This is a genomic window from Paraburkholderia sp. SIMBA_030 (genome assembly GCF_046535245.1).
Taxonomy (GTDB): domain Bacteria; phylum Pseudomonadota; class Gammaproteobacteria; order Burkholderiales; family Burkholderiaceae; genus Paraburkholderia.
On the sequence record NZ_JAWRXB010000853.1, the window covers coordinates 1 to 261 of the forward strand.

The following is a 261-nucleotide window of genomic DNA, read 5'->3' on the forward strand; positions in this document are numbered from 1 at the left end:
GCACGAGCGCGCCCTGCGAAGTCAGCGTATTCGCCAGATACGGCGCCTTGGTGGTCGAGCTGAACGTCGTCGTGTAGTTCTCGTTTTCGAGCGTGATCACGAACACGTGACGAATCTGCTGGGTCGTGCCCGCGACGGTGGAATTCACCGACGAGCCACACGCGCTCACGAAAAGCGCAACGAATAGCGCGGCGAAGACGGTCGCGCAAAACGCGCCGAATTTGCCCTTGAAGCAAACAGCCATGGGAGTCCTCTGTTGTG

General features: G+C 59.8%; 1 pseudogene. It reads right to left on the minus strand.

From position 1 onward, the window contains the following. A pseudogene (locus tag SB772_RS42420) lies at window positions 1–244 on the minus strand (hypothetical protein); the annotation flags it as partial. Window positions 245–261 lie beyond the last annotated feature (17 nt).